The 22,021-nt window shown below is 73.6% G+C and carries 21 protein-coding genes; 11 read left to right on the plus strand and 10 right to left on the minus strand.

Annotated features, from left to right (window positions below; all coding sequences use genetic code 11):
• Positions 1-30 precede the first annotated feature (30 nt).
• The gene (locus tag ACIBBF_RS14870; protein ID WP_397414536.1) at positions 31-1,128 is read right to left on the minus strand and encodes an MBL fold metallo-hydrolase; all 1,098 of its coding nucleotides are present in this window, start codon (positions 1,126-1,128) and stop codon (positions 31-33) included.
• A gap of 274 nt (positions 1,129-1,402) precedes the next feature.
• Between ACIBBF_RS14870 and ACIBBF_RS14875 the strand changes: the two genes are divergently transcribed.
• Entirely contained in the window at positions 1,403-2,293 is an 891-nt protein-coding gene (locus ACIBBF_RS14875; protein ID WP_397414538.1) for a neutral zinc metallopeptidase, read from the plus strand.
• A gap of 160 nt (positions 2,294-2,453) precedes the next feature.
• Entirely contained in the window at positions 2,454-3,803 is a 1,350-nt protein-coding gene (locus ACIBBF_RS14880) for an aminoacyl--tRNA ligase-related protein (RefSeq protein ID WP_397414540.1), read from the plus strand.
• 71 nt (positions 3,804-3,874) lie between these two features.
• Here the strand turns inward: ACIBBF_RS14880 and ACIBBF_RS14885 are convergent, their stop codons facing one another.
• Entirely contained in the window at positions 3,875-4,555 is a 681-nt protein-coding gene (locus ACIBBF_RS14885) for a hypothetical protein (protein WP_397414542.1), read from the minus strand.
• A 189-nt stretch (positions 4,556-4,744) separates the two neighbouring features.
• On the opposite strand from ACIBBF_RS14885, the gene ACIBBF_RS14890 reads away from it, so the two are divergent.
• Positions 4,745-5,005, plus strand: coding sequence for a hypothetical protein (locus tag ACIBBF_RS14890; protein ID WP_397414544.1), 261 nt, complete (start codon positions 4,745-4,747; stop codon positions 5,003-5,005).
• Positions 5,006-5,083: 78 nt separating this feature from the next.
• Here ACIBBF_RS14890 and ACIBBF_RS14895 read toward each other — a convergent pair whose 3' ends face one another.
• Both ACIBBF_RS14895 and ACIBBF_RS14900 read right to left on the minus strand, forming a co-directional pair.
• Positions 5,084-6,292: an MFS transporter gene (locus ACIBBF_RS14895; RefSeq protein WP_397414546.1), complete on the minus strand. Its 1,209-nt coding sequence runs from the start codon at positions 6,290-6,292 to the stop codon at positions 5,084-5,086.
• A 54-nt stretch (positions 6,293-6,346) separates the two neighbouring features.
• Positions 6,347-8,644 carry a family 43 glycosylhydrolase gene (locus ACIBBF_RS14900; RefSeq protein ID WP_397414549.1) on the minus strand — a complete coding sequence of 766 codons (2,298 nt, stop codon included), beginning with the start codon at positions 8,642-8,644 and terminating at the stop codon, positions 6,347-6,349.
• A gap of 247 nt (positions 8,645-8,891) precedes the next feature.
• On the opposite strand from ACIBBF_RS14900, the gene ACIBBF_RS14905 reads away from it, so the two are divergent.
• Positions 8,892-10,490 (plus strand): ABC-F family ATP-binding cassette domain-containing protein, encoded by a 1,599-nt coding sequence (locus tag ACIBBF_RS14905; protein ID WP_397414551.1) that lies wholly within the window; start codon positions 8,892-8,894, stop codon positions 10,488-10,490.
• Positions 10,491-10,776: 286 nt separating this feature from the next.
• Here the strand turns inward: ACIBBF_RS14905 and ACIBBF_RS14910 are convergent, their stop codons facing one another.
• The 3 genes from ACIBBF_RS14910 to ACIBBF_RS14920 are packed head-to-tail and all read right to left on the minus strand — an operon-like array spanning position 10,777 to position 12,407.
• Positions 10,777-11,742 carry an SURF1 family protein gene (locus ACIBBF_RS14910; protein WP_397414553.1) on the minus strand — a complete coding sequence of 322 codons (966 nt, stop codon included), beginning with the start codon at positions 11,740-11,742 and terminating at the stop codon, positions 10,777-10,779.
• Positions 11,739-12,008: a hypothetical protein gene (locus tag ACIBBF_RS14915; protein WP_397414555.1), complete on the minus strand. Its 270-nt coding sequence runs from the start codon at positions 12,006-12,008 to the stop codon at positions 11,739-11,741. Before ACIBBF_RS14915 ends, ACIBBF_RS14910 begins: the two co-directional genes overlap by 4 nt.
• A gap of 12 nt (positions 12,009-12,020) precedes the next feature.
• Positions 12,021-12,407, minus strand: a complete 387-nt coding sequence (locus ACIBBF_RS14920) for a DUF3099 domain-containing protein (RefSeq protein ID WP_397414557.1) — start codon at positions 12,405-12,407, stop codon at positions 12,021-12,023.
• A gap of 267 nt (positions 12,408-12,674) precedes the next feature.
• On the opposite strand from ACIBBF_RS14920, the gene fabG reads away from it, so the two are divergent.
• The 3 genes from fabG to ACIBBF_RS14935 all read left to right on the plus strand — a co-directional run bounded on the left by fabG (position 12,675) and on the right by ACIBBF_RS14935 (position 14,915).
• Entirely contained in the window at positions 12,675-13,412 is a 738-nt protein-coding gene (gene fabG / locus ACIBBF_RS14925; protein WP_397414841.1) for a 3-oxoacyl-ACP reductase FabG, read from the plus strand.
• 159 nt (positions 13,413-13,571) lie between these two features.
• The gene (gene fabI, locus ACIBBF_RS14930) at positions 13,572-14,342 is read left to right on the plus strand and encodes an enoyl-ACP reductase FabI (protein WP_397414560.1); all 771 of its coding nucleotides are present in this window, start codon (positions 13,572-13,574) and stop codon (positions 14,340-14,342) included.
• Between the two features lie 33 nt (positions 14,343-14,375).
• Positions 14,376-14,915, plus strand: a complete 540-nt coding sequence (locus ACIBBF_RS14935; RefSeq protein WP_397414562.1) for a SixA phosphatase family protein — start codon at positions 14,376-14,378, stop codon at positions 14,913-14,915.
• A 102-nt stretch (positions 14,916-15,017) separates the two neighbouring features.
• Here ACIBBF_RS14935 and serB read toward each other — a convergent pair whose 3' ends face one another.
• A complete protein-coding gene (serB, locus tag ACIBBF_RS14940; RefSeq protein WP_397414564.1) occupies positions 15,018-15,644 on the minus strand; it encodes a phosphoserine phosphatase SerB in 627 nt (208 codons plus the stop codon).
• Positions 15,645-15,751: 107 nt separating this feature from the next.
• Positions 15,752-16,993 carry a glucose-1-phosphate adenylyltransferase gene (gene glgC / locus ACIBBF_RS14945; RefSeq protein WP_397414566.1) on the minus strand — a complete coding sequence of 414 codons (1,242 nt, stop codon included), beginning with the start codon at positions 16,991-16,993 and terminating at the stop codon, positions 15,752-15,754.
• A gap of 74 nt (positions 16,994-17,067) precedes the next feature.
• Between glgC and glgA the strand changes: the two genes are divergently transcribed.
• Positions 17,068-18,330 (plus strand): glycogen synthase, encoded by a 1,263-nt coding sequence (glgA, locus tag ACIBBF_RS14950; RefSeq protein ID WP_397414568.1) that lies wholly within the window; start codon positions 17,068-17,070, stop codon positions 18,328-18,330.
• A gap of 4 nt (positions 18,331-18,334) precedes the next feature.
• Here the strand turns inward: glgA and ACIBBF_RS14955 are convergent, their stop codons facing one another.
• A complete protein-coding gene (locus ACIBBF_RS14955; RefSeq protein WP_397414570.1) occupies positions 18,335-19,096 on the minus strand; it encodes a hypothetical protein in 762 nt (253 codons plus the stop codon).
• 74 nt (positions 19,097-19,170) lie between these two features.
• Here ACIBBF_RS14955 and ACIBBF_RS14960 point away from each other — a divergent pair, with 74 nt between their 5' ends.
• The 3 genes from ACIBBF_RS14960 (at position 19,171) to ACIBBF_RS14970 (ending at position 21,872) form a co-directional block, all read left to right on the plus strand.
• Entirely contained in the window at positions 19,171-19,956 is a 786-nt protein-coding gene (locus ACIBBF_RS14960; protein WP_397414572.1) for an ABC transporter ATP-binding protein, read from the plus strand.
• 203 nt (positions 19,957-20,159) lie between these two features.
• Positions 20,160-20,591, plus strand: coding sequence for an NfeD family protein (locus tag ACIBBF_RS14965; RefSeq protein ID WP_397414574.1), 432 nt, complete (start codon positions 20,160-20,162; stop codon positions 20,589-20,591).
• A 120-nt stretch (positions 20,592-20,711) separates the two neighbouring features.
• Positions 20,712-21,872, plus strand: a complete 1,161-nt coding sequence (locus ACIBBF_RS14970) for an SPFH domain-containing protein (RefSeq protein ID WP_397414576.1) — start codon at positions 20,712-20,714, stop codon at positions 21,870-21,872.
• Positions 21,873-22,021: the final 149 nt, after the last annotated feature.

Consider the following 22,021-nt stretch of genomic DNA (forward strand, 5'->3'; position numbering starts at 1 on the left):
GGCGCGGCCGTACGGTCCGCGCCCCGCGCCCTACGCGTCGATCCGGGCGCGGACCAGCAGCTCCAGGACCCGCATGAAACGCTGTGCGCCGGCCCGGCCCAGGACGAACGGGTTGTCCCGGCCGGCGGACCCGTCCCGGAGCGCGCGCAGGCGTTCCAGCCCGTGGTCGGTCTGGGCATGGTTGTTCAGCTCGACGTCGACCCCGGCACGGCGCATCAGCGCGGCGTACCGGATCACGGACCGCAGGTAGTCACGCTTGCCCGCCGCCGCCTCCGGCAGGCCGGTCCCGCCCCAGAGCATCGCGGTGTGACGGCGTCCGTGCCATCGCACGGGGAACACCGGCGAGACGGTGCCGGGGGTGTGGCCCGGCGTGAGCCAGAGACGCACGGTGGTGCCGCCCAGCGTGAGCCGCTGACCGTCGGTGATCACCAGGTCCCGCTCGGGGACGTCGGGCGAGCCGTCGGCGGCGGCCACGTCCCAGTCGGCGGCGCTCATCAGCACGCGGGCACCGTACCGGTCGGCGAGGTACTGGGCGCCGCCGAAGTGGTCGGCGTGCCCGTGGGCCGCTACCACGTACCGGATCCGGGCCGGGTCGACGCCGAGCCGGCGCAGCCCCGGCACCAGGATGTCCGCCGCCTGGTCGCGGGACTCGAGCGCGTCGACCAGGATCACGCCGTCGGACGTCTCCAGGGCCGTGGCCGACACGAAGTCGGTGCCGACCACCGCGACGTCGTCGAAGATCCGCGTCGGCTCTGGGTCCGGGGCCGACGGCGGCAGCCAGCCCGGCGTCATCGCGGCCACCAGCGCGCGCAGCACGGGGTCGTCGCCCGCGAGCCGCGCGGCCTCCTCGGCGGGATCGCCGTGGACCGGGGTGCCGGCCGTCGCCTGCGTGGGTACCGCCGTCGGCGTGGCGTCTTCGGGCGTTCCGGGCGAGGGGGTGCGCGGGTGGGGGGATGCGGCTTGCGGGGATGCGGCTTGTGGGGATGCGGCGGGCGGCGACGCGGTGGTCGATGTCGTGGTCGAGGCGGTGGTCGCCTGGCCGGGATCCCGTGCGCAGCCGACGAGGGGGAGGAGCCCCGCGGCGAGGAGGGCGCGGCGGGACAGCTCTGCGTGACGCAACAGGTGCACCGACCGATCGTACGAAGAGGGCGGTCGATCGGCGCGACGGTGTGCCCGGGGATGTGCCCCTCGGGGGTGCGTTGCTGTGTGTAGACGATGTCTACGTGGAGTGACACATGCCCGGCCGAGGGAGTGTCTCCGCCTCGGCCGGCTCGCCCCGGCTGGCTCGGCACGTTCCGCCCCCGGCCGGCTCGTCCCGTCCCGTCCCGTCCGGCTCGCTTCGCCCGCCGGGACCCTCCTCGGCTCCCGGGTGACCTGACCCGGGCCGCGGTAGCGTTGGCAGGTGACGTTCAACGAGGGCGGGCAGTTCGAGGGCGGCCGCGTCCGCAAGGGCGGCGGTCGGCGTGGCGCGGTCGGCGCGGGGGTCGGCGGCGGTGGCGTGCTCATCGTTGCCCTCCTCTACATGGTGCTCACCGGCAACAGCCCCGCCGACATCCTCGGCGGCACCACCTCCGACGCCGGGGGCGGCGGCGAGCAGGGCTACATCGCCGGCTGTACGGCGGAGCAGGCGAACGCGGATCCCGAGTGCCGGCTCAACGCCGCGGTCCAGTCGCTCGACGCGTACTGGGAGACGACCCTCCCGCAGCAGGGCGGCGTCGAGTACCAGCTCCCCGAGGTCGTGAGCTTCACCGACGCCGTGAACACGGGGTGCGGGTCCGCGACGTCGGCGACCGGTCCGTTCTACTGCCCGGCCGACACCACCGTGTACGAGGACCTCACGTTCTACGACCAGCTCTCCAGCCAGTTCGGCGCCGAGGGCGGTCCGCTGGCAGAGATGTACGTGACCGCGCACGAGTTCGGCCACCACATCGAGAACCAGCTCGGGCTGTTCGAGCGGGCCGACCGCCGGGGGACCGGCCCCGAGTCGGACTCCGTGCGGATCGAGCTCATGGCCGACTGCCTCGCCGGCATGTGGGCGGGCAACGCCGCCACGACCGTGGACCCGGACACCGGCGTGACCTTCCTCGAGCCGATCTCCCAGGACGAGCTGGAGCAGGCGCTGTCCGCCGCCGCGGCCGTGGGCGACGACAACATCCAGCGGCGCTCCGGCGGCGGCGTCAACCCGGAGGCGTTCTCGCACGGCTCCAGCGAGCAGCGCGTCCGGTGGTTCACCATCGGCTACGAGGGCGGCACCATCCAGGACTGCAACGCGCTGGACGCCGCCACCCTGTGACGTTACGGTGAGCAGCATGCACCTCAGCGCACGCACGACGACGCCGGACCCCTCCGGCGCGCGCTGACCTGCACCCAGCAACCAGGCCCCGGAGCTCGCTCCGGGGCCTTCGTCGTGCACGACGGCGGTGACCAGGGTGGCTCCCTCCCGAAGGAGCACCGTGAACACTTCTGAACGCCCTGCCGACCATCCTGTCGACCACCGCGAGCTCGGCCGCGACATGCGGATCTTCGACACCAGCCCGCTCGTCGGCCCCGGGCTGCCGCTGTGGTTGCCGGCCGGGGCCGCCGTCCGGTACGAGCTGGAGCAGTACGCGCGCGAGGTGGCCCTGCGCACCGGCTGCGAACCCGTGTACTCGCCCGTGCTGGGCAAGCGCTCGCTGTACGAGCGGTCGGGACACTGGGCCAAGTTCGCCGACGACATGTTCCCGCCGCTGGCCGACGCCGGCAGAGACGCCGGCCGGGACGCCGACCCGGACGTCGACCCGCTCGTGCTGCGGCCCGCGAACTGTCCGCACCACGCGCAGATCTACGCCTCGGAACCACGCTCGTACCGGGACCTGCCCGTGCGGTACTCCGAGCTCGCGGCGATGTTCCGGGCGGAGCGGTCCGGCGTGCTGTCCGGGCTGAGCCGGGTGCGGCAGATCAACCTCGACGACACCCACGTCTTCTGCCGGCCCGACCAGGTCGAGGCAGAGGTGCGCACCGCGCTGACCGCCGTGCTGGAGGTGCTCGACACCCTGGGCATCGAGGTGTCCTACCTGCGGCTGTCCGGCCGCGACGGGTCGGACCGGTGGCTGGGCGAGCCCGGGCAGTGGGCCGCGGCCGAGGCGGCGCTGCGCGCTGTGCTCGACGACGTCGCGGGCACCCTGGCCTGGCGGGCCGAGCCGGGACAGGCCGCGTTCTACGGGCCCAAGGTCGACGTGCAGGTGCTCGACGCCCGCGGCCACGAGGAGACCCTCGCGACCGTGCAGCTCGACTTCAACCAGCCCGAACGGTTCGACCTCACCTACGTGGCGGCCTCGGGGGAGCGGGAGCGCGTGGTGATGATCCACCGCGGCACCGTCGGGGCGATGGAGCGGATGGTCGCCTTCCTGCTGGAGCGGCACGGCGGACGCCTCCCGTTCTGGCTGGCACCCGTGCAGCTCTGCCTGCTCCCCGTCGGGGGCGCCGGCTCACCCGAGGCCGGTTCGCCCGGTTCCGGTGCCGACGGCTCGCCCGCCGAGACCGCAGCCGACGCCGCAGCCGACGCCCTGGCCGCGGACCTGCGTGCCCGCGGCCTGCGCGTCCGGCTCGAACGGCATGGCTCGCTCGGCAACCGGATCCGCCTGGCCCGACGGCGCCGCGACGCCCTCCTCGGCGTGCTGGGCCCGAGGGAGATCGAGGCGGGCGTGCTCGCGGTGACCGACCCGTCGTCGGGCACCCGGCTCGACGTCCCGCTCGCCGCCCTGGCGACCCGCCTGGGCACCGCGGCCCGCACCCGCTCCCACCGCCCCACCCTCGACCGTTGAGTGCTGGATGTTCGCCCTTTTCAGTGTGCCAGCAGGGCGAATATCCAGCACTCAACGGCGGGGCAGGCGGGTCAGGAGGTCCAGGTGCGGCGGTCGCGAGCGGCGAGGTGGACGATCTCCAGCTCGCGGTCCGTCAGCATCGGGCGGCGGGACTCCAGCCAGGGGACCAGCTCGTCCTCGGTCAGCACCTCCACGTCGTCGCGTGGGCCGACGACGCGAGGCTGGTCGGTGCGCACGAACACGATGAGCGCCCGCACCGTGACCGGCACCCGCGTCGCCCGGTTCAGGATCTCCTGGGTGCGCCGGGCGGCCTCGCGTGCGGCGTCGGCCGTCACGTCCTCGACCGGCCGGTACACGGCCTGAACGACGAACACGCCCGCGGGGCCGAGCACGAGCTCGTCGAGCTCCAGGGGGCCGACCCGCTGCCCGGTCCGCGTGGAGACGTCGGTGCGGATCGAGTGGAGCACCCGCCAGGTCGGGTGCTTGGCCACCAGCTCCCACAGCTCGTTCGCGACGCCCCGCACCCCGGCGATGCGGCGGCTCAGCGCGCGGTGCCTCGGGTCGTACCGCCCCCGCAGCCGTCCGCGCACCAGGCTGGCGAGGTGCTGACGCCGGTAGGCCCGACGCTGGGCCACCAGGTGCATCGCGGGCCGATGGTTGGTCAGGTCGTCCGCCCGGGCCAGCCGCCCGGGACGAAGGTTCGGTAGCGCGTCGGAGACGGTGACGGGAACGCTCGGCGACTCGGTGCCCATGAGCGGACGGTACGTCCGGCACGCCGGCATCGCGCGCCCAGCCGGTGAACCCGCGGGATCGAGGCCGGAACAGGCATTCAGGTGGGTGGGCAAGCCGCAACAAAGGCTGTGATACCCGGGCAGGGGAGGCGTCTCGGACCAATTTCTCAAAGTGCTGTGACATCCCGGCGGCGCGAGCGTCTCAGGGGCATGAGGCACATCGAAGCGGTCCGCGGCCCGGCGATCCCCGGGTGCGACACCACGCGCGACACCGAGTGCGCCGCGACGCGTGCGGCGCTCGCCGACTACCTGAGGTATCGCCTGCTGCCCGGTCGTGGTCGTCGGCTCGAGGACCACCTGGTGGGCTGCGTGGCGTGCATGCGCGTGTTCGTGGACGTGCGCGAGTCGGCGTGGACGTCCACGGCGGCCGCGACGACCACCCGACGTGCCGCCCTCGCCCGTGCGTCCTGACCGGTGCGGGCCGCCGACCACGCCGACCGGGCGCACGTGACGTGGGTCCCTGTGCGTCGCGTGCGCTGCCGTGACCACCTACGCCTCCGGGCTGTCGCTGCCCGCCGGGAAGGCCCGCCGCCCGAGCAGCACCACCAGCAGCGCCACGCCGACGAGCGCCGCCCCGGTGTACGGCACCGCGGCCAGGCCCGCGCCGTCGAGCACGAGCGCCCCGAGCGCCGCGCCGCCGCCGATGCCGATGTTCGCCGTGGCGTTCACGAGCGCACCCACGACGTCGGGCGACGCGCCCCGTGTGCGGATCGCGGCGGTCTGGAAGACGGCGGCGACCGCGCCGAACCCGATGCTCCAGACGGCGGCCGCCGCCAGCGTGCCGACGGTGCCCGGGAACGCGAGGCCGAGCGCCAGCACACCGGCGCCGACCACCAGCAGGGTGACCACCGTGGTCTGGCGCGGGTGCGTGTCGAGGCGCGCGGCGGCGTACGCGGCGCCGATGAGGCCGAGGCCGCCGATCAGCAGCAGCGCCGGGCCGATCGCCGGGGCCGTGAGGCCGGCGGCCAGCAGCAGCACCGACACGTAGGTGTAGACGGTGTAGTGGCCGAGGTAGGCCAGTGCGTTCGCCGTCGTCACGCCGGCCAGCGCGGTGCGGCGGGCGCCGCGGGCGGCGTCGTCCGGGGGAGCGCCGCCGCCGGGCACCGACGGCAGGAGCAGGGCCGTGAGCAGCCCGGCCAGCGCGCAGGCACCCGCCAGGACGAGGAACGCCGCGCGCCACCCGACGGCCGTGCCCAGCGACGTCGACAGCGGCACGCCCAGCACGAACCCCGCCGAGGCGCCCAGGGTGACCAGCGCGAGCGCACGCCCGGCGAGGTGCGGGCGCACCAGGCGCGACGCGTACCCGATGCTCACCGAGAAGAACACCGCGTGCGACGCGCCGCCCAGGGCCCGCGCCACGGCGACGACGGCGAAGGTCGGGGCGAGCGCCACCAGCACGTTGCTGACGGTGTACACCGTGAGCGCGCCGAGCAGCACCGCCTTGCGCGGCAGCCGGCGGGTGGCCGACGTCAGGGGCACGGCGAGCGCCGCGACCATGAACGCGTACGCCGTGACCAGCAGCCCCGCGACGCCCTCGGAGACCAACAGGTCGGCGCTGATCAGGGGCAGCAGACCCACAGGGACCAGCTCGGTGGTGATCGCGACGAAGGTCGCCAGGCCCAGGGCGAACAGGCCGCCCGCCGCCTCCCGCACGTCGCCGGGCTGCCAGGGTGCGGGCCGGTGGCCGGGAGGGGTCATGGGTCCATCCCAGACCACCTCCCGGCGCACCGGCAAGGGGGCGACGCCGACGGGTCAGCGGATCTCGCGGATCAGCACCTCGTCGAACACCGCCGACGTGGCGGGCGACGCCCCGCCGCCCGCGTAGACGCCGACCTGTGGGTCGGTGCCCGCCGGAAGGGTCCACGTGGCGCCGAACCGCCAGCTCTTCCCGTCGCGGGACGACGACGCCCGGTACCGGTGCTCACCCGTGTCCGGGTCGAGCGTGTGGAACAGGCGCAGGTGCATCGTGTCCGCGACGGGCCCCGAGACGTGGCCGCCCCACCAGCGGCCGCCGTCGGCCGTGAGCTCCTTGCCGAACTCGACCTGCCGCGTCTGCCAGATCGACACGGGGGCCAGGCGCAGGAAGTCGTCGTCGCCCGCGTGCACCAGCAGGCCCGCCTGCTGGTAGTTGCGCACCGTGCCCTCGCCCAGCGGCAGGGTCACCGTGGTCTCCAGCACGTAGTCCCCGTCGGGGGCGTCGCGCAGCAGGACCGGTGCGTCGTTGGCGCCGCCGACCAGGTCGTGGCCCGTGAGCGGCCAGGACAGCGCGCCGTCCGCCACCGTGACGTCGGCCGGCGCGTGCAGCCAGCGCCAGCCCGGGTCGAGCTCGCCGTCGAACCGCTCGGCGAACGTCACGGCCCCCGCGCGGGGTTCGGCCACGCGGCGCGTGACCGGTTCGTGGGCCGCCACGACGGTGAGGTTGTCGACGTGCGCCTGGGCCCCGTCGGCCGTCAGGTGCACCGGCGCCCGCCCGGGGAGCGGCACGCGCGGTGCGAGGCGGACCTCGGCGTCGAGGTCGCCCAGGCCGCTGGACGACAGCCGGGCGGTGACCGCGCCGTCGGCCGCCTCGACGGTCAGCACGTGCCAGGACGTCAGGTCGGTGTTCGCGGGCAGGGTCGCACGGCGCTCCTGGCGGCCCTGCGCGACGACCAGGTCCCGTGCCCCGGCGTCCACCCGGACCGTGACGGCCGACCGGTCGGCGCCCAGGCCGACGGAGAAGGCGCCGGCGTCGTCGGGCAGCCGCACGTCGGTCTCGACCCGCAGGTCCCGCGGGGCGGGTGCCGTGCGCACCACCGCCGGGTCCCGGCGGCCGGGAACCAGCCGGGCGATCGCTCCGGCGTCACCCGCGTCGTCGGACCCGCGGGCCAGCGTGCCCGACACGCGGCGCAGGCCGGACCCGGACGCCGGGTCGGCGCTCACGATGCCCAGGTCGCTCGCGGCCACCGGCGCGGGCTGCGGCCCCTCGCTCGGCCCGGCGCCCGCGTTGACCACGGGCCAGCCGTCGATCCAGTCCATGCGGTCCAGCAGCGTGGGTCGCCGGTTGATGCCGCCGGGCTCGTTCAGCCAGGCGTCGTCCCGGTCGATGGCGTGGTAGAGCATCCAGTCCTGCCCCGAGACGTCGGTGAGCACCGCGTGGTGGCCGACGCCGATCCACCGGTTCCCGTTCTGTGCCACGACCTGGGTGCCGCCCACCCGCGACTCGTTCAGGCCCACGCCCTCGTGGTCCACGAACGGGCCGAGCGGCGAGCGGGACCGGCCCGTGTAGACGCTGTACCCCGTCACGGGGCCGGCACAGCAGTTCGCGGACGAGCCCATGAGGTAGTACCAGCCGTCCCGCTCGACCACGAACGCGCCCTCGTACCGGTCGGCGACCGTCACCCGGGTGGGCGAGCCGACGGCGCGCGTCCCGGTCTCGTCCAGGCGCGTGACCCAGATGCCGCCGTTGAAACCGCCGAAGTAGAGGTAGTGCGACCCGTCGTCGTCGGTGAACAGCGCGGGGTCGATGGTGTTCAGGTACCCGCCGCCGGACGCCGGGCGGGGGTCGAGCACCGGACCGCCGGAGTCGGTCCACGGCCCGGTGGGCGTGGGCGCGGTGGCCACGCCGATCGTGTAGTCCCACGGGTCGGGGTTCGCGGCGGTGTCCGTGACCGTGTAGTACATGACGTACCGGCCGTCCACGTAGCGGATGTCGGGCGCCCAGAAGAACGAGGCGCCGGCGGCCCAGGCGGGCCGGTTCTCCTCGTCGAAGATCGTGCTCACGTACTCCCACGTGGCCAGGTCCCGCGAGCGGGCCACGTGCATGTTCCCGAACGGGCCGCCCTCCACCAGCGGGTCGCTGGTGGCGTACAGGTACCACCAGCCGTCCTTGCCCCGGATCACGGCGGGGTCGGCGTAGGTGTCGGCGAACGGCTCCGTGATCGGGTTGGTGTAGGTGGTGGCGGGCGGCGGGGGAGCGGCCGCGGCGGGCGCGCTGCCCCCGCCGTCGGACAGGAGGGCCGTCCCCACGCCCAGCGTGAGCGTGGCGAGGGCGGCGACGAACCGTGTCTGCATGGGCTCTCATCCCTTCGGGCGGCGCGCCGCGTCGTCGATGACGCGGCCCGTCGCCTCCTTGTCGACGGTCACTGGTACAACGTAGTACCAGGCGTGAAGGTACCGTCGCCGGGCCGTCCCGTCCAGGACGAGGCCGAGCGGTGAGACACGCCACCGCTGGTCCGGGCCGGTACGCACTAGACTGGACCGGCCCCCGCCGCCGTGGGCCTGCCCGCACCACCACCCCCTGACCGTGAGGAACCCCTGCGTGATCACTGCCCATGGCGTCGAGCTGCGCGTCGGCGCGCGCGTGCTGCTGAGCGAGGCCACCTTCCGCGTCGCCTCGGGCGACCGGATCGGCCTGGTGGGTCGCAACGGCGCCGGCAAGACCACGCTCACCAAGACCCTCGCGGGCGAGACCCAGCCCACGGGCGGGCAGATCGTGCGCGGCACCGACATCGGCTACCTGCCGCAGGACCCGCGCACGGGCGACCTCGAGGTGCTCGCGATGGACCGCGTGCTGTCGGCGCGGGCCCTGGACCACGTCATCACGCAGATGCGCGCGACCGAGGCCGACATGGCGTCCGACGACGCGGCCACCCAGGCCGCCGCCATGGAGCGCTACCCCAAGCTGGAGGCGCGCTTCCTGGCCGCCGGGGGGTACGCCGCGGAGTCCGAGGCGCAGATCATCACCGCCAACCTCGGCCTGGACGAGCGTGTGCTGGGCCAGCCCCTGAGCACCCTGTCCGGCGGTCAGCGTCGCCGCATCGAGCTGGCGCGCATCCTGTTCAGCGGCGTCGAGACGCTGCTGCTGGACGAGCCCACCAACCACCTCGACGCCGACTCGATCATCTGGCTGCGCGACTACCTCAAGGCGTACAACGGCGGCTTCATCGTGATCAGCCACGACGTCGAGCTGCTGCGCGCCACCGTGAACAAGGTGTTCCACCTGGACGCCAACCGGGGCGAGCTCGACCAGTACAACATGGGCTGGGACGCCTACCTGGAGCAGCGCGAGACGGACGAGCGGCGTCGCCGGCGCGAGCGGGCCAACGCCGAGAAGAAGGCCGGCACGCTGCTCGCCCAGGCCGAGAAGATGCGCGCCAAGGCGACCAAGGCCACCGCCGCGCAGAACATGATCAAGCGCGCCGAGAAGATGCTCGGCGGCCTGGAGACCGAGCGCGCCGCGGACCGCGTGGCCAAGCTGCGCTTCCCGACGCCGGCGCCCTGCGGACGCACGCCGCTCACCGCCGCGGGGCTGTCCAAGGCCTACGGGTCGCAGGAGGTGTTCGCCGGCGTGGACCTGGCGATCGACCGCGGCTCCCGCGTGGTGGTGCTCGGCTTCAACGGCGCCGGCAAGACGACGCTGCTGCGCATCCTGGCGGGCGTCGAGTCGCCGGACACGGGCGAGGTCGTGCCGGGTCACGGCCTCAAGCTGGGCTACTACGCCCAGGAGCACGACACGCTCGACATGGACGCGACCGTCGTGGAGAACCTGCGGCACGCCGCACCCGACCTCACCGACACCCAGGTGCGTTCCGTGCTCGGCTCGTTCCTCTTCAGCGGGGACGACGCCGAGAAGCCCGCGCACGTGCTGTCCGGTGGTGAGAAGACCCGCCTGGCGCTGGCCACCATCGTGGTCTCGGGCGCGAACGTGCTGCTCCTGGACGAGCCCACCAACAACCTCGACCCCGCCTCGCGCGCCGAGATCCTGGGGGCGCTCAAGACGTACGAGGGTGCGGTCGTGATGGTCACGCACGACGACGGTGCGGTGGAGGCCCTGGAGCCCGAGCGCGTGCTCCTGCTGCCGGACGGCGACGAGGACCTCTGGAACGACAGCTACCAGGAGCTGGTCTCGCTGGCCTGAGCGCTTCGACGGCCCGGGCGCGGGGGGCCGGTCCCGGGATGGCCGGGCCGTCGGGCGCGGCCTGTCCGCTGTGGGCGGTGCCTGCGACGGCGGAGGGCGGCGCCTGCCATGGCGGCGGAGGGTGGCGCGTGCCGCAGCGGACGGTGCCGTGCGAGGGTGCCCCGCGCAGGTGCGTTGCACTGCGTAGACATTGTCTACTCACAGCAACCCACCCCCGCGGGGCAGGCTCACCGGAGACGCGGGGCAGGCCCACCGGAGGCCCGGGCCCGGCGGTGCGCCCGGCGCCTCAGCGCAGCTGCGCCTCGATGAGGGCGTCCTCCTCGTCCTCCGCGGTCGGACGGCGGTCCCGGGGAGCCTTGCGCGCCCGCACGCCCTCGCCGTCGGCGGCCTCGCCCGAGGCCAGCAGCAGGTCGCCCGCCGAGACCGTCTCACCGCGCAGGGCGCCGCGCTCGCGACGCCACAGCAGCACGTACCCGCCGATCGCGCCGATCGCGAAGATGCCCCACTGGAACGCGTAGGACAGGTGTGAGCCCGGGTCGGTGTCGGGCTTGGGCAGCGGGGCGAGCGCCGTGGCCGGCGCCGGGTCCTCGGCGCGCAGCGCGCCGTACGCCCCGACCGTACGCCCCTGCGCCCACGCGGCGCCCTGCGGCCCCGCTGCGAGCACCTGGGCGGTCGAGATCGCCTGCACCTGACCGGGCGGTGCGCCGCGGTCCGACGGCGGCTCGTCCGCTCGCAGCGACGTCACCACGATCACCTCGCCCGACGGCGGCGCAGGCACCGTGTCGGGCGCGGACCCGTCGGACCCGAGCGGCACGAACCCACGGTCGACCACGATCACGATCTCCTGGCCGTCGGCCAGCCGGGCCTCGAACGGGACCAGCACGTGGTACCCGCCGCGCCCGCCGACGGGCCGGTTGCGCAGCAGCACCGTGGCGTCGGTCGCGTACTCGCCGGTCAGCTCGACCCTCTGCCACACCTCGTCGTCCGGCACGACGCTGCCCGGCCCGGGCAGGATCTCGTCGACCGGGACCACGGGGGCCGACCAGTTGGCGTTGACCAGGTCGATCTCGGCGTTGCGCGACTCCGCCCGGTTCCACTGCCAGCGCCCGGCGACCAGGCACAGCGCGGCCAGCACCACGGCCGCCACCGCCAGGATCACCCACTGCCGGGTGGTGCGGGGGCCGCGGGACTCCTCGCCACCGCCGTCGTGCAGCACCCCGCCGTGGTGGGGCACCGGACCGGCGCCGCTCACGACGCGCGGTCCAGCTCGGCCACGGGCACGGTCTGCTTCCAGAACGACCGCGCCCCGAGGAACTGCTCGAGGTGCTCGCGGTGCTCGTCGCACGCGAGCCACACCTTGCGCCGCTCGGGCGTGTGCAGCTTGGGGTTGTTCCACAGGAGCCCCCAGGCCGCCGTCGCGCGGCAGCCCTTCGCGCTGCAGATCAGCTCGCCGTCGGGCACGGCGTCGGGCGTCGGGCGGGGATCGGGGGACGCGCCCAGGGATCCGAGGAGGTCCATCGGTCGTTCTCCTCAGTCGTCCACGTGGTCGATGACGCGTGCAGGGCCGGGCGTGGTGTACGTCGCCGCGGGCGAGGAGCCCGGGTCGGCGGGCGTCGTGGGCGGCGCGGCCGGGTCCGGGACGGACAGCTCCGTGAGGGCCGGGGCGGCGGCGGGGGTCACCGGCGAGGTCTCGTGGGTGGTGCGCTCCCGGCCGGCGTTGGCGACCAGCACGGCGGAGTACGGCAGCACGACCGCTGCGGCGACCAGGGCCCAGCGCAGCCAGCCGTCGACCAGCACCGCCCCGATGATGCAGACGACGCGTATGGACATCTGGATGAGGTAGCTGCGCGTACGACGTGCCTGGTCCACCGCCAGCGGCTCGGGGGCCGAGGTGATGGACGGGACCGGCTCGCTCATCCCGCCAGTCTACGTCCGCGGCAGGCCCGCCGGGCACGTCCCGCGGGCTGCCGGACAGCCAGGTTCGTCACCCCGGGCTGGCGCCGGATTGGAGGAAACCGACAAGAACCGCGGGATCCCTGTGGCCCGGCGCGCGCGGCGGGCCGCCGACGCGCGGGGTAGCGTCGCAGCGGACCTGGATCGACCCAGGTCCCGGCCGCGGCCCCAGCCTCGCGCGGCCTCTCCGTGCGACAAGCCATCACCACCGAGGAGCTTCAGGTGACCACCATGCCCGCCTCCCAGAGCATCGCCGCAGGTCCGACCGGGCGCGTAGTCGTCGTGACGGGGGCTGCCCGCGGCATCGGCCGCGCCATCGCGGAGCGCTTCGTGGCCGACGGCGACCGTGTCGCCACGATCTACCGCGGCGGGGAGCTGCCCAAGGGCGTCGCGCCCTACGTGGCGGACGTCACGGACACCGAGGCCGTCGACGCCGCGTTCACCGCCATCGAGAAGGACCTGGGCCCGGTCGAGGTGCTCGTGGCCAACGCGGGCGTGACCAAGGACCAGCTCCTCATGCGCATGAGCGACGACGAGTTCGAGTCGGTCGTCGACGTCAACCTCACGGGCACGTTCCGCTGCGTCCGCCGCGCCTCCAAGGGCATGATCCGCGCCCGCAAGGGCCGCATCGTGCTGGTCGGTTCCGTCGTGGGGCTGACCGGCGGCCCGGGCCAGGTCAACTACTCGTCGTCGAAGGCCGCCCTGGTGGGCATGGCGCGCTCGATCACCCGGGAGCTCGGCACCCGCGGCATCACGGCCAACGTCGTCGCGCCGGGCTACGTCGAGACCGACATGACGGCCGCGCTGTCGGAGGACGTGCGGGCCGGCTACCTCAAGTCGATCCCGGCCGGCCGGTTCGCCTCGGCGGACGAGGTGGCGCACGTCGTGTCGTTCGTGGCCTCGGACGCCGCCGGCTACGTGTCCGGCGCCGTCATCCCGGTCGACGGCGGGCTGGGCATGGGTCACTGACCCGTACTCTGAGGCCGCTACCTGCGGTTACGTCCTACATATCCAACATTCTGGACATCACTCACGGCGCGGAGTTTCGTTCCGAGCCGCGATCCGCATTACGCTCGCACCCAGCGCAGGGGTTGTCTTGGCACGCCTGCGCTCGAACGGAAGGACATCATGGGTCTCCTCGAAGGTAAGAAGCTGCTCGTCACGGGCGTGCTGACCGATTCGTCGATCGCGTTCCACGCCGCCCGCCTCGCGCAGGAGGAGGGCGCCGAGGTCGTTCTCTCGTCCTTCGGGCGGCAGATGAAGCTCACGCAGGCTTTCGCCAAGCGCCTGCCGGTCGAGGCGCCCGTGGTCGAGCTCGACGCCACCAGCCAGGAGAACCTCGACGGCCTGGCCGACGCCGTGCGCGCCGAGGGGTTCGACCGGCTCGACGGCGTGGTGCACTCGATCGGGTTCGCCCCGCAGTCCGTCATGGGCGGCAACTTCCTCTCGGGCACCTGGGAGGACGTCGCCACGGCGCTGCACGTGTCCACGTTCTCGTACAAGTCGATCGCCGTGGCGGCCCAGCCGCTGATGACCGACGGCGGCGCCGTCGTCGGCCTCACGTTCGACGCGCAGTTCGCCTGGCCGGTCTACGACTGGATGGGCGTGGCCAAGGCCGGCCTGGAGTCCGCGAACCGCTACCTGGCGCGCGACCTCGGGCCTGAAGGAATTCGCTGCAACCTTGTCTCGGCCGGGCCGATCCGGACCACCGCCGCCAAGTCCATCCCGGGCTTCGCGACGATGGAGGACGCCTGGCCCAACCGAGCTCCCCTCGGCTGGGACCAGACCACGGCGGAGCCGGCGGCACGTGCCGTGTGCGCGCTGCTGTCGGACTGGTTCCCGGCGACCACGGGCGAGATCGTGCACGTCGACGGCGGCGTGCACGCCATGGGTCAATAGACGCCACGGGCACTGGACGGGCAGGAGGCTTTGATGGGTAGAGGGCCGGGCACGGAGCCCAGCACGTCGCCGGTGCGGCGGCTGGTGCTGCTCCGGCACGCGAAGGCGGAGCCGCCGTCGGAACTTCCCGACGAGAAGCGGCCCCTCGCCCTGCGCGGCCGGGACCAGGCAGTGAAGGTCGGCGCGGCGCTGGTCGCGGCCGGCCTCGTGCCCGACGCCGTCGTCGTCTCCGGGGCGGTCCGCACCCGCCAGACGTGGGACCTCGCGCGCAAGCACCTGGGTGAGCCGCCGGTGGACTACACCGACGAGCTGCTGGGTGCGATGCCGCGAGGTGTCCTCGCGCTGGTGCGCGAGCTGGATCCCGCGGCGCGGACCGTGCTGGTGATCGGCCACGAGCCCGCTATGGCGGGTACGGCCGAGCTCCTGGCCGGTCCGGGCTCGGAGGACGGTGCCCTGGCCCAGGTGCGGGTGGGTGTCCCGACGGCGACGTACTCGGTCCTGGAGTCGGACCTGGACTGGCCGGCGTGGGACCGCCGGCTGGCCCGCCTGACCCTGGTCACGCGCCCCGGCTGACCTGCCAGACCACCCGACGGACGTGCCGGACGCCCGGTCGCTCCGGTGACCCGGGCGCCCGGCACGTCCGTCGTCGTCTGACCAGGGCGTCCGGGCCGTGGGTCAGAGAAGGTCGAGAACCCTGTCCAGGCGGCCCTCGACCGAGTACGGGGCCTGGGCACGCACGACCGGCTTGGCGTCGAACGCCACGCCCACACCCGCGATGCCGATCATGCCGAGGTCGTTCGCGCCGTCGCCGACGGCGACCGTGTGCTCCAGCGGGATCTCCAGCGCGGCGGCCCACTCGCGCAGCGTCGCGGCCTTGGCCTCGCGGTCGATCACCGGGCCGACGGTGCGGCCGGTCAGCACCCCGTCGGCCACCTCCAGGTGGTTGGCACGCACCAGCTCGATGCTCAGCTCGGCCGCGACGGGCTCGACGATCTCCGCGAACCCGCCGGACACCAGCCCGAACGCCCAGCCGCGCTCCCGGCACGCGGCGACGAGCTCGCGCGCCCCCGGGGTCAGCTCGACGGCGGCGCGCACCTTGTCCAGCGCCGCGACGGGGACGCCGGCGAGCGTCGCGACCCGTTCGTGCAGCGACTGCGTGAAGTCGAGCTCGCCCCGCATCGCCCGCTCGGTCACCGCGGCCACCTCGTCGCGGGTGCCGGCATGCTCGGCGATGAGCTCGATGACCTCCTGGCGAAAGAAGGTCGAGTCCACGTCGGTCACGATGAGTCGCTTCACGGGCACCAGTGTGCCGGAACGGCGCGACGCGTGGCCGCGCCGTCCAGGTCTTGCACGCCGAACACGCGCAGACGGGTCGATGCCGGGCGACCGTCGCCACCCCCGCGGCGGCGTCAGTCGACGACAGTCCCCTTCGGGACCACCACCAGCCCGCTCTCCGTCACCGTGAACCCGCGCGCGCGGTCCTCGTCGTGGTCCACGCCGATGCGCGCCCGCTCGTTGACCACCACGTTCTTGTCCACGATGGCGCGGTGCACGTGCGCGTACCGGTGCACCTGGACGTCGTCCATCAGCACCGAGTTGGACACGTTCGACCACGAGTGCAGGTGCACCCCGGGGGAGAGCACCGACCCGGCCGCCTGCGCGCCGGAGATGAGCACGCCCGGCGACACGATCGACTCGACGGCGTGCCCCATGCGCCCGGGCCCCACATGCACGAACTTGGCCGGCGGCAGCCCCGTGTACCCCGTGAACAGCGGCCACTCGTTGTTGTAGAGGTTGAACACCGGCGTCACGGAGATCAGGTCCATGTTGGCGTCGTAGAACGAGTCGATGGTCCCGACGTCGCGCCAGTACCCGCGGTCGCGCGCGGTCGAGCCGGGCACGTCGTTGCGGATGAAGTCGTAGACGCCCGCCTCGCCCTGGGCCACGAAGGCCGGGATGATGTCGCCGCCCATGTCGTGCCGGGAGTCGGGGTTGGCCGCGTCCTTGGTGACGGCCTCGACCAGGGCGTCGGCGTCGAACACGTAGTTGCCCATCGAGGCGAGGATCTCGCCGGGGGAGTCGGGCAGGCCCACCGGGTCGGTCGGCTTCTCCAGGAACTCGCGGATCTTCGTCGGGTCGGCCGGGTCCACGTCGATGACGCCGAACTGGTCGGCCATGCCGATCGGCTGCCGGATCGCCGCGACGGTCGCGCGCGCCCCGGACTCGATGTGCGCGTCCACCATCTGCGAGAAGTCCATGCGGTACACGTGGTCGGCGCCGACCACGACCACGATATCGGGCCGCTCGTCGTCGATGATGTTGAGGCACTGGTAGATCGCGTCGGCGCTGCCGAGGTACCAGTGCTTGCCCACCCGCTGCTGCGCCGGCACCGGGGCCACGAAGTTGCCCAGCAGCGGCGACATGCGCCACGTCTTGGAGATGTGCCGGTCCAGGGAGTGGGACTTGTACTGCGTCAGCACGACGACGTGCAGGTACCGCGAGTTGACGATGTTGGACAGGGCGAAGTCGACCAGGCGGTAGATGCCGCCGAACGGCACCGCCGGCTTGGCGCGGGCGGCGGTCAGCGGCATGAGCCGCTTCCCCTCGCCACCGGCGAGGACGATCGCGAGGACGCGGGGAGCGGAAGCCATACGCCGAGATTAGGGCCTTTCGGCCCGGTACGTCAGGTGGCGCGCTGACCCGCCGTGCGCGCTAGGTTGACGGTGTGTCCGACGCCGCAGCCGTTTCCCGTCCCGATCCCGCCGCCACGCTCCGTGTCGACCTGCTGACCCGTGAGTTCCCGCCGCACGTCTACGGCGGCGCGGGCGTGCACGTCGCGGAGCTCGCCGCCGTCCTGGCCCACCACGCCGACGTGCGCGTGCGCTGCTTCGACGGCCCGCGCGACGCCGCCACGGAGGCGGCCGGCGTCACCGGGTACACCACTCCGGCCGCCCTCTCGGGCGCCAACGCCGCCCTGGCCACCCTGGGCACCGACCTCGTCATGGCCGACGACGTCGCCGGCGCCGACCTGGTCCACTCCCACACCTGGTACGCCAACATGGCCGGGCACCTGGGCGGGCTGCTGCACGGCGTGCCGCACGTCGTCACCGCGCACTCGCTGGAGCCCTTGCGCCCGTGGAAGGCCGAACAGCTGGGCGGCGGCTACGCGCTCTCGTCGTGGGCCGAGCGTACCGCCTACCTGGGGGCGGCCGGCGTCATCGCCGTCTCGGCGGGCATGCGTGCCGACATCCTGCGCGTCTACCCGGAGCTCGACCCGGAGCGCGTGCACGTGGTGCACAACGGCATCGACCTGTCGGGCTGGCAGCGCCCCGCGGCCGACGACGTCGACGCGCGCGCCACCGTGCACCGGCACGGGATCGACCCCGACCGGCCCGCCGTGGTGTTCGTCGGCCGGATCACCCGCCAGAAGGGCCTGCCGTACCTGCTGCGCGCCGCCGCCGAGCTGCCGCCCGAGGTGCAGCTCGTGCTGTGCGCCGGGGCGCCCGACACCCCGGAGATCATGGCGGAGGTCCGGGGCCTGGTCGACCGCCTGCGCGAGACCCGGACCGGCGTGGTCTGGATCGAGGAGATGCTCCCGCGGCCCGACCTCACCGCCGTCCTGGCGGCCTGCACCGTCTTCGTCTGCCCCAGCGTCTACGAGCCGCTCGGCATCGTGAACCTCGAGGCGATGGCCGTGGGCCTGCCCGTGGTGGGCACGGCCACGGGCGGCATCCCCGAGGTGGTCGACGACGGCGTCACGGGCCTGCTGGTGCCGATCGAGCAGGCCGACGACGGCACCGGCACCCCGCTGGACCCCGACCGCTTCGTGGCCGACCTCGCGGCGGCGCTGACCGGAGTGGCGACCGACCCGGAGGGTGCGGCGGCCATGGGTGCTGCGGGTCGACGGCGGGCCGAGGAGCACTTCACGTGGACGGCGATCGCCGACCGCACGATGGACGTCTACCGAGCGGTCCTGGCCCGGTCCTGAGCGGTCAGCGGACGGCGCCGTAGGTGGCCGCGCTCAAGGCGTGCCGGGCCGTGCGGTCCACCTCGCGCAGCGCCGTGGAGCGCTGGTCCACCTGGAAGACGTTCACGGCGCCGCCGTCGTCGACCGTGCCGAGGGCGACGATCGCGCGCAGGCGGCTGGCGAGGTCCAGGACGCGGGCACGCCGGCCGTCCAGGTGCGGCACCGGCCAGGACGCCGTGCTGGTCGAGCGGATGCGTTCGATCGCGTCGGCCGCGTCGTCGCGCCAGCGGGCCACGTCGAGCTGGTCCAGGGCCTCCGTGGCCCGCATGAGGCTCGTGCGCAGCTCGCGCTCGGCGTCGGCGACCGAGCCGATCGTGCCCAGCACCAGGGTGGTCCACGCGGGGACCTCCAGCACGCGCCACGTCACCAGGTGGCCCGGCTCGATGTGGCTGCCGAACGCCCGGACCTCCGGCACGGCCGCCCAGCTCCCCGCCGGCGTGGTGACCACCACGCACTCGCCCGCCTGGGTCGCGTCGTGGTTGGCCGCGGCGGGGACGCCCGCGGGGTCGCCGGGTGCGGGCAGCAGCGCGCAGACCTCGCGCGGTCCCGTGGTCCAGGCCGTGAAGAGGGTGCCGAGGTCGGTGCCGTCGGCGAACCCGGGCAGCCCCTCGACGGTGTGCGGCTCGTCGTCGCCCACCACGGACTTCACGGCGTCCGAGGTGTCGCCCACACCCTGCAGCCACAGGGCGAGCAGCACGCTCCGGGGGAGGTCCTGATCGGTGTCCACCGCAGCACTGTAGATGACGTGGCGCGCCGGAACACCACAGTTCAGAGCCGTGCGGTCAGGTAGGGTCGATGCCCATGAGCTCGGTTCTCCACCTTGCGGGCGTCACCGTCCGGCGCGGCACCTCGACCATCCTCGATTCCGTGGACTGGCAGGTGAACGAGGGAGAGCGCTGGATCGTTCTCGGCCCCAACGGCGCGGGCAAGACGACCCTCCTCCAGATCGTGGCCGCGCGCCTGCACCCGACGTCGGGCACGGCCACGGTGCTCGGGTCGACCCTCGGTCAGGTGGACGTGTTCGAGCTGCGCCCCCGCATCGGTCTGTCCAGCGCGTCGCTCGCCGAGCGCCTGCCCACGGCGGAGACCGTCCGGGACGTGGTGCTGACGGCGGCCTACGGCGTGACCGGGCGCTGGCGCGAGAGCTACGACGAGCTCGACGAACAGCGCGCCAAGGACCTGCTGTCGGCGTTCGACGTCGACCATCTGGCCGACCGGACCTACGGCACCCTCTCGGAGGGCGAGCGCAAGCGCGTGCAGATCGCTCGCGCGCTCATGACCGACCCGGAGCTCCTGCTGCTCGACGAGCCCGGGGCCGGGCTGGACCTGGGCGGCCGCGAGGAGCTGGTGGCCACGCTGTCCCAGCTCGCGAACGACCCCGCCTCGCCCGTGCTGGTGCACGTGACGCACCACGTCGAGGAGATCCCGCCGGGCTTCACGCACCTGCTGCTGATGAAGAAGAGCGGCATCCAGGCGGCCGGCCCGCTCGAGGAGGTGCTGACGGCGGACAACCTGTCGGCGGCCTTCGGCCTGCCCCTCGTGGTGGCCCACGGTGGCGGGCGCTGGCTCGCGCGTTCGGCGCGCTGACGGAGGCGGTTCGGTACCAGTTCGGACACGTTCCGAACACGGCCCTCTGAAACGGCGATTTTGCTACCGCCGTGTCGGTGGACCTTGGTAAAGTCCGGGCAAAGGTCCGAGGTGGCGGTAGATTCACCGCGAGGACCCGCCGACGGAGTGGTTCCGTGGGCGACCGGTCGCCAGCCGGAGCGGACGCTCGGAGGGAGCACCCCATGGCCTGGTTGTGGTGGGTAGGTGCGGCACTGATCTTCGCCTTGATCGAGCTGCTGTCGCTCGACTTCGTCTTCATCATGTTCGCGGGTGGCGCGCTGGCCGCGTCCGTGGCGAACGCGGCGGGCACCCCGCTGTGGGTACAGGCGGTCGTCTTCGTGGTCGCCTCGGTGGTGCTGCTCGTGACCCTGCGGCCCACGCTGATCCGGCACCTGCGCAACAACACGCCGAAGGCGCCCACCAACGCCGAGGCGAACGTGGGCCGCTCGGCATCGGTCGTGCAGGACGTCACCACGGCGTCCGGGCTGATCAAGCTCAGCGGTGAGGTGTGGAGCGCGCGGTCGGTACCCGGGTCGCCCCTGCTGCCCGCCGGCACTAGCGTTCGTGTGGTCCAGATCGACGGCGCCACCGCCGTCGTCGAGCCGGAGGCGTAGCCGCATGCCGCCTGGGCGCGGCCACGGAGCAGTTCCCAGCAGCACAAGAAGTCCCAGGCAGTCCAAGTCAGAAGCTTGAAACCGTCCGTGCGGGCCTAGGTGCCCGCGTAAGGAGACGTCGTGGAGTCATTCGGGCAAGTCCTGCTCTACCTGATCATTGCCCTGGTCGTCATCGTCGGCATCGTCGCGGTGATCCGCGCCGTGCGGATCGTCCCGCAGTCGGTCGCGCTCGTGGTCGAGCGCCTGGGTCGTTACTCGAAGACGCTCGACCCGGGTCTGCACGTGCTGGTGCCGTTCGTGGACCGCGTCCGGGCCGGCGTGGACCTGCGTGAGCAGGTCGTGTCGTTCCCGCCCCAGCCGGTGATCACCAGCGACAACCTGGTGGTCGAGATCGACACCGTCATCTACTTCCAGGTGACCGACGCCAAGTCGGCGGTGTACGAGATCGCGAACTACATCACGGCCATCGAGCAGCTCACCGTCACCACGCTGCGTAACGTGATCGGTTCGATGGACCTGGAGCAGACGCTGACCAGCCGCGACCAGATCAACGGGCAGCTGCGTGGCGTGCTCGACGAGGCGACCGGGCGCTGGGGCATCCGCGTCAACCGCGTGGAGCTCAAGTCGATCGACCCGCCGCCGTCGGTGCAGGGCTCGATGGAGCAGCAGATGCGCGCCGAGCGTGACCGGCGTGCCGCGATCCTCACCGCGGAGGGTGTCAAGCAGTCCGCCATCCTCACGGCCGAGGGTCAGAAGCAGTCCGAGATCCTCAAGGCCGAGGGTGACGCGCAGGCACAGATCCTGCGCGCCGAGGGTGAGTCCCGCGCCATCCTCCAGGTCTTCGAGGCCATCCACCGCGGCGACGCGGACCCCAAGCTGCTGGCCTACCAGTACCTCCAGACGCTGCCGCAGATCGCCAACGGCACGTCCAACACGACCTGGGTCATCCCGACCGAGTTCACCGCGGCCCTGGGCAACATCGCCTCCGGCTTCGGCGGCGGTGCGGGACCGGCCGGTCCGGGTGGGCCGGGCGTCCCGCCGGTGCCGCCCACCGACGGTCCCACGGGCCCGCGCGAGCCCGCCGACTCGGTGCTCGACGAGCCCCTGCTGCCGCCGCCCGCCGAGGCACTGGCCGAGGCGCAGCGCCAGGCGGAGGCCGCCGTGGCCGACGCGACGAGCGCGGGCACCCGCTCGGGCGAGCCGTTCGACCCGAGCCAGGAGCGCGGTCAGCGCCCGGGTGGCGGCACGCCGCCCCCGCCGCCCGCTCCGCCGGCAGGCTGACCCACAGCCCGACCCCGGCGGCGGGCGGACCCACAGCCTGACCCCGGCGGCGGGCTGACCCACAGCCCGGGGCGGGGGGGGGGGGGGGGGGGGGTGGTGGCGGTCACGGGGGCCGTAGGGCGGGGCGGCGGCCTGGCACAGTCGGAGGG

The sequence above is a fragment of the Promicromonospora sp. NPDC050880 genome (genome assembly GCF_044456525.1).
Lineage (GTDB): Bacteria > Actinomycetota > Actinomycetes > Actinomycetales > Cellulomonadaceae > Promicromonospora.

Bases quoted from the DNA above. Each gene is read 5' to 3' on its own strand.
- fabI (WP_397414560.1), top strand. From the start codon at position 13,572: ATGGGTCTCCTCGAAGGTAAGAAGCTGCTCGTCACGGGCGTGCTGACC.
- ACIBBF_RS14915 (WP_397414555.1), bottom strand. From the start codon at position 12,008: ATGGACCTCCTCGGATCCCTGGGCGCGTCCCCCGATCCCCGCCCGACG.
- ACIBBF_RS14890 (WP_397414544.1), top strand. From the start codon at position 4,745: ATGAGGCACATCGAAGCGGTCCGCGGCCCGGCGATCCCCGGGTGCGAC.
- ACIBBF_RS14965 (WP_397414574.1), top strand. From the start codon at position 20,160: ATGGCCTGGTTGTGGTGGGTAGGTGCGGCACTGATCTTCGCCTTGATC.
- ACIBBF_RS14920 (WP_397414557.1), bottom strand. From the start codon at position 12,407: ATGAGCGAGCCGGTCCCGTCCATCACCTCGGCCCCCGAGCCGCTGGCG.
- ACIBBF_RS14960 (WP_397414572.1), top strand. From the start codon at position 19,171: ATGAGCTCGGTTCTCCACCTTGCGGGCGTCACCGTCCGGCGCGGCACC.
- glgC (WP_397414566.1), bottom strand. From the start codon at position 16,993: ATGGCTTCCGCTCCCCGCGTCCTCGCGATCGTCCTCGCCGGTGGCGAG.
- ACIBBF_RS14885 (WP_397414542.1), bottom strand. From the start codon at position 4,555: ATGGGCACCGAGTCGCCGAGCGTTCCCGTCACCGTCTCCGACGCGCTA.
- ACIBBF_RS14935 (WP_397414562.1), top strand. From the start codon at position 14,376: ATGGGTAGAGGGCCGGGCACGGAGCCCAGCACGTCGCCGGTGCGGCGG.
- ACIBBF_RS14895 (WP_397414546.1), bottom strand. From the start codon at position 6,292: ATGACCCCTCCCGGCCACCGGCCCGCACCCTGGCAGCCCGGCGACGTG.
- ACIBBF_RS14900 (WP_397414549.1), bottom strand. From the start codon at position 8,644: ATGCAGACACGGTTCGTCGCCGCCCTCGCCACGCTCACGCTGGGCGTG.
- fabG (WP_397414841.1), top strand. From the start codon at position 12,675: ATGCCCGCCTCCCAGAGCATCGCCGCAGGTCCGACCGGGCGCGTAGTC.